Raw genomic sequence first — 12,508 nt, forward strand, 5'->3', positions numbered from 1 at the left:
TCCGCAAAATCACTGGTGTCATCGAGCGCCGTCAATGGATTATCAACCATGTTCGGCGATCAATAGAAGAACCAGGACGGTCCTGTGGGGCGACCGTCCGGAGGGGGCCTGCGTAAGCGCCACCATAAGTAAAGGACCCATCAGCGGCCGGCTGAACCCGGCTCGGGGAATATCATGCGCCGTCTTGCGGCCATCCTGATGCTGACGCTGCTCTGCGCCTGCTCGACCGTCGACGACCTTTCGCCCTTGTCGCCGTCCTCGCAGACGGTCGCCGTGCGCGCGCCCAAATTCGAGGATTCCAAGCCGCATGTATGGGAAAGCGGCGCGCCGTGGACCTACGCCATCCATGGCACGGATGTTTCCAAATACCAGACCTCGGTCGACTGGCCGACGGCGAGAGCCAACGGCATCTCCTTCGCCTTCATCAAGGCGACCGAAGGCGGCGACCGCTTCGACGAAAATTTCAACGAGCACTGGGCACGCACCAGGGCGGCTGGAATTCCGCGCGCAGCCTATCATTTCTTCTATTTCTGCACGCCGGCGGAAGCCCAGGCGCGCTGGTTCATCGCCAATGTCCCCAATGACCCGTCGGCCATGCCGCCGGTGCTCGACATGGAATGGAACCCGAAATCGCCAACCTGCAGGCTGCGCCCCGATCCGGCCACCGTGCGCAGCGAAATGAGCGTTTTCCTGCAGATGGTCGAGCGCCATTACGGCAAGAAGCCGATCATCTACACCTCGGTCGACTTCTTCGACGACAATCAGCTCGCGACCTTCCGCGGCTACCCCTATTGGTTGCGTTCGGTCGCAGGGCACCCTCGCGAGAAATACGGCAGCCATCCCTTCACCTTCTGGCAGTATACCGGAACCGGCATCGTGCCCGGCATGACTGGCAAGTCCGATATCAACGTCTTCAACGGCTCGGAAGCCGCCTGGAAGAAGTGGCTTCGGCAGAACACCCGTTGACATCGGCCCTTCCGCCTGCTTTTCGACACGGCGGGCGGCGAAACATGCAACCGCTGGTAATCTGGAGCGGCGCATTCGCGCGAGTGCCTGGCGCTGCTCCTGAGCTTTGAAATCCTCGCATGCGCCTGTGCGGTCCCAATCCGGGATCACGATCAGGTCATGCGCCGGTCTCGAAAGGAAAGCGATGCGATTGCGCGTTGAAATCCTGGCGGCGCTCTTTGTTGGCACGTTTGCACTTCCTGCGGCAGCGCAGGAATGCGGCGGCGATTTCGAGACTTGGAAACAGGGTGTGGCGGCCGAAGCCAAGGCGGCCGGCGTCGGCGAAACCGGGCTCGACGCGCTGGAAGACGCCACCATCGACCAACGGGCGCTGGCGCGCGACCGCGCCCAAGGCGTCTTCACCCAGACCTTCACCGAATTCGCCAACCGCATGATCTCGGCCTACCGCCTGAAGCAGGGCGCAGCCAATCTGAAGAAGTATGCCGACATCTTTGACCGCGCCGACAAGCAGTTCGGCGTCCAGCCGGCCATCATCGCTGCCTTCTGGGGGTTGGAGACCGATTTCGGCGCCGTCCAGGGCGACTTCCATACGCTGAATGCGCTGGTCACACTTTCGCATGATTGCCGCCGGCCTCAGCTCTTCCGGCAGCAGCTGGTGCCGCTGCTCACCTTGATCGATCGCGGCGTCCTGCCGGCCGACGTCAAGGGCGCCTGGGCCGGCGAGATCGGCCAGACGCAGATCCTGCCGACCGATTATCTGGCGCACGGTGTCGACGGCGACGGCGACGGCAAGGTCGACCTCAGGAACAGCGTGCCGGACGTCATCATGACAACGGCCAGCAAGATCCAGTCGCGCGGATGGAAGCGCGACCAGCCATGGGTCGAGGAAGTGCGCGTCCCCGACGACATGCCATGGGACCAGACCGGCCGCACCAACAAGCTGCCGCTGTCGCAGTGGACTGAGTGGGGCGTCACCGAGCCCAATGGCAACCCGCTCATCGACAACGGTCTGAAAGCCGGCCTGGCGCTGCCGATGGGCCGCAAGGGTCCCGCCTTCCTGACCTACGACAATTTCGACGTTTATCTGGAATGGAACCAGTCCTTCACCTATGCGCTGACCGCGGCCGTCATGGCGACGCGGTTTGCCGGCGCGCCGCCATTCGACCCGCGCACGCCCGAGCAGGGCTTGAGCAGCGACCAGATGAAGGCGCTGCAGACCAAGCTCGAAGCCAAGGGCTACGACGTCGGCACGGTCGACGGCATCCTCGGCACCAACACGCGCGAAGCGATCCGCAAGGAGCAGATGCGGCTTGGCCTACCGGTGGACGGCTGGCCAACGCCGGAGCTTTTGGCGAAATTGTAGGCAACTGGTTTGGTCGCAAGTGGCTGGCCTGCAAGGGCTCTACATTTTCCCTACTGCCTACCGCCTAATCCGCCATCGTCTCCAAGCTCGCAAATCCCTGCGGCGCGTCGCCCTCGTCGAACGGCGTCGTCACCTCGACGAATGTGTCGGGGTAAAAGCCGTTGAAGCGCGTCCTGAGCGACAGCGAGTAGGCGCCGATATGGCCGATCTCGATCCAGTCTCCGGTGTCGACCGTTTCCGGCAGCCAGAATGGCCTGGACAGGATGTCGACCGAATCGCAGGTTGCGCCGCAGACCTTGAACGGCACGACGTTTCTCTCGTCGCCGTTGCGCGTGCGGATCGCCGGATCGGGGATGAAGCGGGCCGGCAGCGTGATCTTGCCCGTCCATGAATCCGAAAGCGACGCCCAGATGCCGTCATTGATGTAGAGCCGCTTGCCCTTGCGCAAGAGCACCCGCACGATCAGCGACAGACACCGCGCCACGATCACGCGGCCGGGCTCCGCCACCAGCGGCATCCGGTCGAACTGATACTCCTTCAGGTCGCCGGCGAGCCGCGACATCAGCTGGCCGAGCGAAGGCATCTCGGCCTGCTTGCGGTTCGGATCGTGTCCGTATTCGGCGGGGAAGCCGCCGCCGACATCGAGCCCAGCAATGTCGAAGGTGAGCCGGTTGCGAACCCAGTCGGCCGAGGCCAGCGCCCGCTCATAGGTGTCGGGATCCTCGATCTGGCTGCCGACATGGAAGCAGAGCCCCACCTTGTAGCCGGTGCGGTTCAGCCGCTCCGCAAGCTCGACTGCGTTGGCCGGCCCGGCGCCGAATTTCTTCGACAATTCGTAAGCGGCATGGCCCTTGGTCTGGATACGCACGAAGACGGTGATGGCGCCTGGGTCGATATCGAGCGCCCGCACCACGCGCGTCAGCTTTGTGATCTCGTCCTCATGGTCAAGCGAGATCACCCGGATGCCGTATTTCTCCAGCGCTAGCTTAATGTCCGACTGCGCCTTGACGGGGTGCATGTAGAGCATCTCGGCATCTGCCGAGACTGCCCGCACGGCGGCGAACTCTCCCGGCGAGGCGACGTCGAAAGTGCTGACGCCGGCTTCCACCAGGGTCTTCAGCACGATCTGCTCGCCATTGGTCTTCACCGCATAGGCGGTCTTGCCGGGAAACATGCCCATGAACTGCAGGGCATCCGCCTTCAGAACCTGCGGGCGGAAACAATAGACCGGATCGTCGGGACGAAGCGCCAGTGCCGCATCGCGGGCATTTTCGAATCGCTGCATGGACGAATCCTCAGGCTGGGGCGCGCACAATTAATCCTAGCTAGCCGCCAAAGAAAACAGTTCTGTGTCTGGCGACCCGGCGCGGCTGGCTGCACATTTTGCCAACGTTAAAGCACCAGTCAGGTTTCGGGTGGCCCTTGCCTGCGAACGCATGATCGGTTGGTGAGATGTGAAGGCTGAGATTGCGATCGGCCTGGGGAGACAGCATGTCCATTACGGCCGCCGCCGCGCCGACGCGCGGACCGATGACGCTCAGGGATTGGGGGCAGCTTCTCTTGCTCGGCGCGATCTGGGGCGGCTCATTCTTCTTTGCCCGTATTGCGGCGTCCGAGATCCACCCGCTCGCCCTGGTGCTGTTTCGCGTCGCCATCGCCGCGACCGCGCTCCAGCTCTATCTGGCGATCCGCGGCCCCTCGTTCCGGCTCGCCTTCCCGCAGGCCGGCCTGCTCTTCCTGCTGGCGCTCACCAACAATGTCGTGCCCTTCTCGCTGATCTTCGCCGGCCAGACCAAGCTCGGCGCCGGCGTCGCCTCGGTGCTCAACGCCACGACGCCGTTCTGGACGCTGGTGCTCGCCAATGCGCTCACCACCGATGAGAAGCTGTCCTGGAACAAGCTGGCCGGCATCGCGCTCGGGGTCGCCGGCACCGCGGTGATGATCGGCCCGGGCCTTGTTGCCGGCCTCGGCGGGCCGGTCTGGGCCAAGTTCGCGCTGATCGGCGCTTCAATATCTTATGCGATCGCCTTGATGATCGCGGGCCGCTTCAAGGGCGTGCCCTCGCCGGTCATCGCCACCGGGCAACTGACCGCATCGACCATCATCATGATCCCTATCGTGCTCATTGCCTATGGTCCGACGGGCTTGTTCTCGGCCTCGCCTTCGGTCTGGGCCGCGGTGCTGGGGTTGGCGCTTTTGTCCACCGCCTTCGCCTATATCCTCTATTTCAATCTCGTCGCCTCCGCCGGGGCCACCAATGCCTCGCTGGTCACCTTGATCGTCCCGGTCAGCGCGGTTCTGCTCGGCTTCCTCTTCCTCGGCGAGCGGCTGGCGCTGTTCGAGATCGGCGGCATGACGCTGATCGGATTGGGCCTCATCACCATCGACGGTCGACTGTTCGGCAAATGGTAGCGGTGTCATGCCGCACCGCCGCCACAATTTATTCACAACGGCGAAGCCGGTTTTTGCCGAAGAGTTTCAATGCCTAACGGCAAATCCCGGGTCGCAAATTTCACAATCATGTCGCATTGCAGCACGTTTTCCGCTTGCCTGTGGCCCAAATGCCCCTAGACTCCTGCCATAGCTCTGAAGAGGAGGCTATGGCATGGGACTGACGAGGCCGATCAACGCTTTGATGATTTGTGCCGCATTCGCATTCATCGGTGCCCTGATCATAGGTGTTCTTCCCTGACCCGCCAAAGCCGGGAAGACCAAGCACCGAGAATAGTCCACCAGTTCGAAAAGGCCGGGTTTCCACCCGGCCTTTTCCATTGCTGACCCTGACTTCCGTTACAGCTTTAGGTCAGGCCGCGGCAGACCCGGCCGCCTCCGCGTCATGCGACCGGATGCCGATCATGTGGCAGACGGCAAAGACGAGGTCCGCACGGTTCATCGTGTAGAAATGGAAGTCGCCGACGCCGCGTTCGACGAGGTCGAGCACCTGCTCGGCCGCCACGGCCGAGGCCACCAGCGCGTGCGTCTGCGGGTCGTTTTCCAGCCCTTCGAAACGCTCGGCGAGCCACGCCGGCACCAGCGCGCCGCAGCGCGACGAGAAATTGGCGACCTGTGTGAAATTATGCACCGGCAGGATGCCCGGCACGATCGGAATATAGATGCCGGCGCGGCGCGCCCGCTCGACATAGCGCTCGTAGAGGTCGTTGTCGAAGAAGAACTGGGTGATCGCCCGCGTCGCGCCATTGTCGACCTTGCGCTTCAGCATGTCGATGTCGGTGGCGAAATCCGGGCTTTCCGGGTGCTTCTCCGGATAGGCCGAGACGGAAATGTCGAAATCGCCGGCACTCTTCAGCGCGCCGACCAGTTCGGCGCCGTTGGCGTAGCCGCTGGGATGCGGACGGTAGCTCGTCCCGACGCCGGCCGCCGGATCGCCGCGCAATGCCACGAAGCGCTTGACACCCATGTCGGCGAACTCGCGGATGACGGTGTCGACCTGATCACGCGCGGCGTCGACGCAGGTCATATGCGCCGCCGGCGTCAGCGTCGTGTCGTTGAGGATGCGCTTGACCGTGCGCGCCGTGCGCTCGCGGGTCGAGCCGCCGGCGCCATAGGTCACCGAGACGAATTTCGGCTTGAGCGGCTCCAGCCGGGTGACCGTGTCCCACAGCCTTGCTTCCATCTCGTCATTCTTCGGCGGGAAAAATTCGAACGAGACCCTGACCTTGTCGCCGATGTCGGGGCGGCGGGAAAAGCGGAACTGGTTCATCAGGCTGTTTCCCTCACTGGCAAGGAATCGTTGGGCGGATCGGCGATCAGCAGGCGGCGGTCGCGGCCAAGCCAGAGCTTGACGGTAAGCCTCGCCTCGTTGCCGCCGCGCGGCTCGAACTCCTGGCTTTCCTCGAGTTCGAGTCCGGCCTCCGCGAACCAGTCGGACATTTGCCGATCGGAGAAGCCGAGCCGCATATGGGCGTGCTGGTCGCGCAGGAATTCGAGATTATGCGGCGCGAAGTCGACGACGATCAGCCTGCCTGATGGCCTGAGCAGCCTTGCCGCTTCGGCGATGGCGCGGGCCGGGTCGTCGAGATAATGGAGTACCTGGTGGATCGTGACGAGATCGAAGGCGTTGCGCTCGACCGGTGGCGAGAAAATGTCGCCCTGGCGAACCTGGGCGTTGGAGATGCCGGCCTTGTCGAGATTGGCGCGCGCCACCGTCAGCATCTCGCGCGACATGTCGATGCCGACGCCGCGCCGGTAGAGCGGCGCAAAGATTTCGAGCAGCCTGCCCGTGCCGGTGCCGAGGTCGAGCATCGATTGGAACGGCCGCTTGCCGACGAGCTTGATGAGCGCCGTCTCCACCGCGCGGTCCGGCACATGCAGCGAGCGGATGTGATCCCAGCTTGCAGCGTTCTCGGAGAAATATTCGGCGGCCCGGTCCTGCCTTTTGCGCTTCACCGCCGCCAGTCGCTCGAGATCGCGCACCACCTGCGGATCGGCCTCGCTGATGCCGGAGACTAGGCGCTGCACGAAATCGCGTGAATTATCCGTGTCGGTCAGCCGGAAGAAGGCCCAGGATCCTTCCTGGTAGCGGCCGATCAGCCCGGCATCGAGCAGCAGCTTCAGATGGCGCGAGACGCGCGGCTGCGACTGGCCGAGGATCTCGGTGAGGTCGGACACAGTGAGATCGCCACGCGAAAGCAGCACCAGGATGCGCAGCCGGCTGGATTCAGCCGCCGCCTTCAATGTATCTACCATTGTGTCGAGCGAGACATGCATGAGCGGGTTCTCGTTGAAAGATATAAAGATATGTTTATGTCGATTTTGAAACCCTGGCAAGCGCTATGTCGCTTCCGGACAAGAAAATGGCGCAGCCGTGATCCGCGCCTGCCAGACCCCTCTTGCGCGGAGTGAAGAGCATGTTCGAGACGCGCGAAGGTGAAACGCTTCTTGCTGCCGATCCGGCAGAGCTGCGGCCGGACGGCCATGTCGTCTTTGTCGGACGCATCGTCTCGCCCTGGTCGAGGCGCGAGGACTGCCCCAAGAACATGCGGGCCGCCCGCGAATCCGGGCGAGCCGCAACAGTCCTGATCGACGAACCTTATCGCCCAGGGCTGCGAAACCTGGAACGCGCCAGCCACATCGTCATTCTGTCTTGGCTCCATCACGCGCCGCGAAATCTGATTGTGCAGAAACCCCGTCATGCGGCTGAACCGAAAGGCGTTTTCTCGCTGCGCTCCCCTGCGCGGCCGAACCCTGTCGGCCTGCACGTGGCGAAGCTCGTCGCGCTCGACATCGGGGCCGGACGGATCGAGATCGACGCCATCGACGTGCTCGACGGCACACCGGTCATCGACGTCAAGCCTTACTACGCCTCGACCGACGCCTTCCCCGAGGCGACCATTGCCGGACGCGACGACAAATGAGCGCGCCCACCGGCCGCCGCCGCGCCATCGCCAAGGCGCTGACAGCGCTGTTGCCGCTGGCTCCTTACGCCGACCTGGAAAAGATCCGCGCCGATGCCGGTTCGGTGCACATGAAGACTCTGCCGCCGACGATCGCGGTCTGGCTGGCAACCATCGCCCATGTCCGTCACGCCCATACCGACTACGAGAAGCTCCTCGCCGAAGGCTACGACCGGGATAGCGCGCGCTTCTTTGTGATTGATGAGACCAATGCCGTGCTCACTCGCTGGCGCGCGACAAGGTTGCTGGACGAAGACGACGAGGACGAGTGAGGCCAAGCGGCGCCTTCTGCCTGGCTCTACTGGATCCACAACTGGGCGCTAGCCTGCCTCGCCGAACGCCCGAGGAGGAATGAAATGAGCCAGGCCGCCACCACGCCAGCCACGTCGTTCCCTTTTCTTTCCGAGCGCCATCTCGACCCGCATGCCTATCCCGATGGCGTTGCTTTCCTCGACGGGCAGTATCTGCCGATGTCGCAGGCCAAGATCTCGGTGCTGGACTGGGGCTTTCTGCATTCCGACGCTACCTACGACACAGTCCATGTCTGGGACGGCCGCTTCTTTCGCCTCAACCTGCATCTCGACCGCTTCTTCGGCGGGCTGGAGAAGCTGCGCATGACGATCCCGTTCGATCGCGGCGGCGTTGCGGAGATTCTCCACAACTGCGTCGCGCTGTCGGGCCATCGCGCGGCTTATGTCGAGATGCTGTGCACGCGCGGCGCCTCGCCGACCTTCAGCCGCGACCCGCGCCAGGCGATCAACCGCTTCATGGCGTTTGCCGTCCCCTTCGGCTCGGTCGCCAATGCCGAGCAATTGCGCAGCGGCCTCCATGTCGCGATCAGTGACAAGGTGCGCATTCCGCCGGCCTCGATCGACCCCTCGATCAAGAACTACCACTGGCTCGATCTCGTTCGCGGCCTTTACGATGCCTATGACCGTGGCGCCGACACCGCGCTGATCCTCGACTTCAACGGCAATGTTGCCGAAGGCCCGGGCTTCAACGTCTTCTGCGTCAAGGACGGCAAGCTATCGACGCCCGCCGCCGGCGTTCTGCCCGGCATCACGCGCCGCACCGTGTTTGATCTTTGTGCGGAGGCGAGCCTTTCGGCGGTCGCGACCGAAGTCAGCGTGGCCTCGCTGAAAGAGGCGGACGAGGTTTTCATCACCTCGACAGCCGGGGGCCTCATGCCGGTCACCATGATCGACGGTGCGCCCGTCGCCGCCGGCAAGGTCGGTCCGATCACCGAGCACCTGATGGGGCTCTATTGGAAAAGGCATGAGGATCCGGCCTGGTCGAACGCCGTGCGCTATCCCTGACCTGCCAGCCGGATAAGACGCTGCCGCTTCCGGCGACGTGGCCCATCAGCGGTAAATCCACTGCTCCGGCACTCGCACGGAAATCTCCTCGCCAGCCCTGATGATGCCCGGCTTCTCGACCCAGGCGACAAGGCCGCGCAGCCGTTTCGCCTCCTTGGGAAACAGCAGCGCGGTGGCATTGATATCCGCGGCGGCGACATGCTCGGCGATCGACTGTCCGGCAATGCGGCAGGGCTTGTTCTGGCCGTCGACCTTGAGCGTCACGCCGCCCTTGAAGAACATCAGCGAGCCGGCCGGCAGCATCGACAGATGCGGCACGCCTTCGATCACAAGATTGGCGCCTATCCACTCCGGCTTGATGTCCTCGAGCCCCATGCGTCGGGCAACGACGGCAAGCTCATCCGCGGCGACAAGCGACAACTGCCGCTCGTTGCGCATCTCGGTGCCCCGCGGATACCAGGGCTCGCGCCCGCCCGAACGCCGCGTCGCCCCGCCATGGAAGTCGCCGGCGATACCGTCGAAGCCAAGATGCAGTTCCTCGACCGCCCTCGTCTCGAAATGATCGTGCGGGGCCGCAAGGAGCGCCGCCGCCCTGGCCGTCAGCTTGCGGCCGGGCACGATATCGACCGCCGGTTCCGCCATGGGAAAAAGTTCCAGGTTCGTGTCCTGCATGCCGCTGGTCTAAAGGCGCCGAAGAATGCGGTCCAGTCGAAAGCACTGATGATCCGATCACGCCGCTTGATGACGATCACGATCTTCTTAGCGAAAATCCCTTTCGTCGGCCGCAGCAGCCGCATTGCCGCCGCGACGCCGGCATAAGCGATGGCGCACAATCGGGAGGAGGCTCGATCATGCAGGTTGGACACGCAATCGCAGCGCTGTGGCTGTTCTGGGTGGTATCCTGGGTCCTTGCCGCTGCCTGGGCGGATCCCGCGCAAAAGCGCGCCGATCTAAAGTCTGAGGCGCGCTATCGTTCCCTTTGGCTTGCCGGCACGGTGCTGATGTTCGTGCCGGTGCACGGCTATGTCGGCAGGCTGCGGCTCTGGACGCCGACGCTCATCGAGGCCTGGATCTGCGTTGCCCTGATCGCCATAGGGATCGCCTTCGCCTGGTGGGCGCGCTTCCATCTTGGCCGGCTGTGGTCGGCCAACGTCACCGCCAAGGCCGATCATCGCGTGGTCGATACCGGCCCCTATGGCCTGGTCCGCCACCCGATCTACACCGGACTACTGCTGTCGGTCCTGGCCACAGCGGCCGTCAAAGGCACAGTCTGGGGCGTCGCCGGCGCTGCCCTGCTGCTCGTCGGCGTCGTCGTCAAGGCGAGGCTGGAAGAACGCTTCCTGCGCAGCGAACTCGGTCCGGCCTATGACGACTACGCCAGGCGCGTGCCGATGCTGGTGCCGTTCGCGCCGGCGTGAAGCCGCATCCTCAAAGCATGCGCAGCAGCGCGCCGCCGATCGAATAGCCGGCGCCGAAGGCGCAGATCAGGCCAAAATCGCCGGCCTTCATGTCGGCATGGCTCTCCGATAGCGCCACGATCGCGCCGGCGCCGGCGGTGTTGCCGATCCGCTCAAGCACCATGGGCGCGCGGTCATGGTCGACGTCGTGGCCGAAGGACAATTTCAGGATCATCGCATTCATGCGCGCATTGGCCTGGTGCAGCCAGAAGCGGCGGATCCCCTGCGGCGTCAGCCCGTGCTCGGCCAGGAACTCGACGATGAACTTCTGCCCGGCGACAGTGACTTCCTTGAACACCTTGTTGCCGACCTGCTTGATGAGGTTCCCTTCCAGGTTGATCATGTAGGGATCCTCCTGGGCGGTGCGCGTGTAGTAGCCGAGATTGGTGCGGATGTTGTTCGACATCTGCGTCCAGGTGCGCGTGTCGAGCACCTCGAACCGCCCCGGCCGCTTTTCGCCTTGCGCCAGTCCCTCGACGACCATGGCGACCGAAGCATCGCCGAAGATGAAATGCGTCTGCCGGTCGCGGAAATTGAGATGGCCGGTGATGATTTCCGGTGTCGACACCAGGACGCGCTTGTGCGCCCCGGCCCTCACCAGATTGACGGCGACATGCAGCGCCGCCGCGGCGGAAGAGCAGCCAAGCCCCATGTCGAAGGCGGCGCCTTTGGTGCCCAGCGCCTCCTGCATCTCGATGGCGATCGCCGGATAGGGCCGCTGATGATGCGAGGCCGAGCAGATCACCAGGTCGATGTCCGCCCCATCGACGCCTGCATGGGCAAGCGCCTTCCTGGCGGAAGCGATGCCGAACTCCGCCTCCAATGACAGCACATCGTCCGGTCGTGCCGGAATGCGCGGCGACATGCGGGTCGGATCGAGGATGCCCTCGCGTTCGATGACATGGCGGCTCTTGACTCCCGAGGCATGCACGATGAAATCGCTGTCCGACTTCTGCAGAAGCAGTTCGCCGGTCTCGGCGCGGCGCGCATTCTCGGTGTCGACCCAGCTGTTGAAGCTTGCGACCAGCTCCTCATTGGTGATGACGGGTTCAGGGATTTCGGCGCCGATGCCGCTGATGATGACGCGATGCATGTCCAATCCGTCCGAGGGGAGGCAAGTGGTGCCGAGGCGAGGCGCTACACTTGTCGCATTTGCCCGGTTTATTCCAGCTTAATTCGACAACCAGCGCTGGCATCCAGGTGGTAGATGCTTAAGCGCGCTTGGCGACGATGAATATCCGCGGGAAGCGCAGCAGCACCTTGCCGTTCGCCGTCTTGGGATAGGCCTCAGCGATCTTGGCGGTATAGCTGTCAAGGAACAGCTTCTTCTCATCCGCGTCGAGCGGATCGAGGAAGGGCTTCAGCCCAGTCGACTTGACCCATTCGACGATCGCCTCGGCGTCGGCAAGTGGGTGGTTGTAGATGGTGTGCCAGATATCGAGCCGGTCGGCGAGCGGCGACAGAAGATCGTAGTAGAAGGACACCGGCGGCAGCGGCTCGCGCGCGGCGCCCATGAGCTTGGCCGCGAACGGCACTTCCGCGGCGGTTTCGCGCATCAGGTGGTGAGAGGCTTCGCCGAGATTGTCCGGCATCTGGACGGCGAGAGCGCCGCCCGGCGCCAGCAATCCCATCAGCCGCAGGAACACCGCCGGGTGTTCCGGCAGCCACTGGAAGACGGCGTTGGCGAAGATGACGTCGACTGGATGCTCGGGCTGCCATTTGGCGGCATCGGCCAGTTCGAAATTGACATTGGGCAGCCGCGCCCGCGCCTTCTCGATCATGTCGGGAGAGGTGTCGAAACCGCTGACCTTTGCATCAGGCCAGCGCTCGACCAGAAGCTCGGTCGAGTTGCCCGGGCCGCAGCCGATATCGACGACGCGGCGCGGAAAATCGACTGGCACCTGCGCGACGAGGTCACGCGCGGGACGGGTGCGCTCATCCTCGAATTTCAGATATTGGGCGGCGGACCAGTCAGCCATATGAGAACCTCGA

The 12,508-nt window shown here is 63.8% G+C and carries 13 protein-coding genes; 7 read left to right on the plus strand and 6 right to left on the minus strand.

All coding sequences use genetic code 11. The features are described from left to right. The first annotated feature begins 174 nt into the window (after positions 1–174). Entirely contained in the window at positions 175–966 is a 792-nt protein-coding gene (locus P9272_RS10985) for a GH25 family lysozyme (protein ID WP_278160552.1), read from the plus strand. A gap of 184 nt (positions 967–1,150) precedes the next feature. After that, complete coding sequence (locus P9272_RS10990) at positions 1,151–2,329, plus strand: lytic murein transglycosylase (RefSeq protein ID WP_278160553.1); 1,179 nt, start codon at positions 1,151–1,153, stop codon at positions 2,327–2,329. A 64-nt stretch (positions 2,330–2,393) separates the two neighbouring features. Here the strand turns inward: P9272_RS10990 and P9272_RS10995 are convergent, their stop codons facing one another. Beyond that, positions 2,394–3,614 carry an alanine racemase gene (locus P9272_RS10995; protein WP_278160554.1) on the minus strand — a complete coding sequence of 407 codons (1,221 nt, stop codon included), beginning with the start codon at positions 3,612–3,614 and terminating at the stop codon, positions 2,394–2,396. 206 nt (positions 3,615–3,820) lie between these two features. Between P9272_RS10995 and P9272_RS11000 the strand changes: the two genes are divergently transcribed. Continuing rightward, the gene (locus tag P9272_RS11000) at positions 3,821–4,741 is read left to right on the plus strand and encodes a DMT family transporter (protein WP_278160555.1); all 921 of its coding nucleotides are present in this window, start codon (positions 3,821–3,823) and stop codon (positions 4,739–4,741) included. A 391-nt stretch (positions 4,742–5,132) separates the two neighbouring features. Here the strand turns inward: P9272_RS11000 and metF are convergent, their stop codons facing one another. Together metF and P9272_RS11010 are read right to left on the minus strand one after the other, a co-directional pair. Next, entirely contained in the window at positions 5,133–6,050 is a 918-nt protein-coding gene (gene metF, locus P9272_RS11005) for a methylenetetrahydrofolate reductase [NAD(P)H] (RefSeq protein ID WP_278160556.1), read from the minus strand. Further along, positions 6,050–7,057, minus strand: coding sequence for a metalloregulator ArsR/SmtB family transcription factor (locus tag P9272_RS11010; protein ID WP_278160557.1), 1,008 nt, complete (start codon positions 7,055–7,057; stop codon positions 6,050–6,052). The genes metF and P9272_RS11010 overlap by 1 nt, the downstream gene beginning before the upstream one ends. 140 nt (positions 7,058–7,197) lie before the next feature. Here P9272_RS11010 and tsaA point away from each other — a divergent pair, with 140 nt between their 5' ends. The 3 genes from tsaA (at position 7,198) to P9272_RS11025 (ending at position 9,059) form a co-directional block, all read left to right on the plus strand. Next, positions 7,198–7,704, plus strand: coding sequence for a tRNA (N6-threonylcarbamoyladenosine(37)-N6)-methyltransferase TrmO (tsaA, locus tag P9272_RS11015; protein ID WP_278160558.1), 507 nt, complete (start codon positions 7,198–7,200; stop codon positions 7,702–7,704). Next, complete coding sequence (locus P9272_RS11020) at positions 7,701–8,015, plus strand: DUF2293 domain-containing protein (protein WP_278160559.1); 315 nt, start codon at positions 7,701–7,703, stop codon at positions 8,013–8,015. Before tsaA ends, P9272_RS11020 begins: the two co-directional genes overlap by 4 nt. Positions 8,016–8,099: 84 nt before the next feature. Then, positions 8,100–9,059: a D-amino acid aminotransferase gene (locus tag P9272_RS11025; protein WP_278160560.1), complete on the plus strand. Its 960-nt coding sequence runs from the start codon at positions 8,100–8,102 to the stop codon at positions 9,057–9,059. A gap of 45 nt (positions 9,060–9,104) precedes the next feature. Here the strand turns inward: P9272_RS11025 and P9272_RS11030 are convergent, their stop codons facing one another. Next, on the minus strand, positions 9,105–9,731 hold the full coding sequence (locus P9272_RS11030) for an MOSC domain-containing protein (RefSeq protein ID WP_278160561.1): 627 nt from the start codon (positions 9,729–9,731) through the stop codon (positions 9,105–9,107). Positions 9,732–9,910: 179 nt separating this feature from the next. On the opposite strand from P9272_RS11030, the gene P9272_RS11035 reads away from it, so the two are divergent. Continuing rightward, positions 9,911–10,477, plus strand: coding sequence for an isoprenylcysteine carboxylmethyltransferase family protein (locus P9272_RS11035; protein WP_278160562.1), 567 nt, complete (start codon positions 9,911–9,913; stop codon positions 10,475–10,477). A 10-nt stretch (positions 10,478–10,487) separates the two neighbouring features. On the opposite strand, the gene P9272_RS11040 is transcribed toward P9272_RS11035, so the two are convergent. Continuing rightward, complete coding sequence (locus P9272_RS11040; RefSeq protein WP_278160563.1) at positions 10,488–11,609, minus strand: beta-ketoacyl-ACP synthase III; 1,122 nt, start codon at positions 11,607–11,609, stop codon at positions 10,488–10,490. Between the two features lie 118 nt (positions 11,610–11,727). After that, the gene (gene tam, locus P9272_RS11045; protein WP_278160565.1) at positions 11,728–12,495 is read right to left on the minus strand and encodes a trans-aconitate 2-methyltransferase; all 768 of its coding nucleotides are present in this window, start codon (positions 12,493–12,495) and stop codon (positions 11,728–11,730) included. Between the last annotated feature and the right edge of the window lie 13 nt (positions 12,496–12,508).

It is taken from the genome of Mesorhizobium sp. WSM4976, from assembly GCF_029625685.1.
In the GTDB taxonomy this organism is placed as follows: domain Bacteria; phylum Pseudomonadota; class Alphaproteobacteria; order Rhizobiales; family Rhizobiaceae; genus Mesorhizobium.

Coding starts and splice junctions, on each gene's coding strand:
- P9272_RS10985 (WP_278160552.1), top strand. CDS start 175: ATGCGCCGTCTTGCGGCCATCCTGATGCTGACGCTGCTCTGCGCCTGC.
- P9272_RS10990 (WP_278160553.1), top strand. CDS start 1,151: ATGCGATTGCGCGTTGAAATCCTGGCGGCGCTCTTTGTTGGCACGTTT.
- P9272_RS10995 (WP_278160554.1), bottom strand. CDS start 3,614: ATGCAGCGATTCGAAAATGCCCGCGATGCGGCACTGGCGCTTCGTCCC.
- P9272_RS11000 (WP_278160555.1), top strand. CDS start 3,821: ATGTCCATTACGGCCGCCGCCGCGCCGACGCGCGGACCGATGACGCTC.
- metF (WP_278160556.1), bottom strand. CDS start 6,050: ATGAACCAGTTCCGCTTTTCCCGCCGCCCCGACATCGGCGACAAGGTC.
- P9272_RS11010 (WP_278160557.1), bottom strand. CDS start 7,057: ATGCATGTCTCGCTCGACACAATGGTAGATACATTGAAGGCGGCGGCT.
- tsaA (WP_278160558.1), top strand. CDS start 7,198: ATGTTCGAGACGCGCGAAGGTGAAACGCTTCTTGCTGCCGATCCGGCA.
- P9272_RS11020 (WP_278160559.1), top strand. CDS start 7,701: ATGAGCGCGCCCACCGGCCGCCGCCGCGCCATCGCCAAGGCGCTGACA.
- P9272_RS11025 (WP_278160560.1), top strand. CDS start 8,100: ATGAGCCAGGCCGCCACCACGCCAGCCACGTCGTTCCCTTTTCTTTCC.
- P9272_RS11030 (WP_278160561.1), bottom strand. CDS start 9,731: ATGCAGGACACGAACCTGGAACTTTTTCCCATGGCGGAACCGGCGGTC.
- P9272_RS11035 (WP_278160562.1), top strand. CDS start 9,911: ATGCAGGTTGGACACGCAATCGCAGCGCTGTGGCTGTTCTGGGTGGTA.
- P9272_RS11040 (WP_278160563.1), bottom strand. CDS start 11,609: ATGCATCGCGTCATCATCAGCGGCATCGGCGCCGAAATCCCTGAACCC.
- tam (WP_278160565.1), bottom strand. CDS start 12,495: ATGGCTGACTGGTCCGCCGCCCAATATCTGAAATTCGAGGATGAGCGC.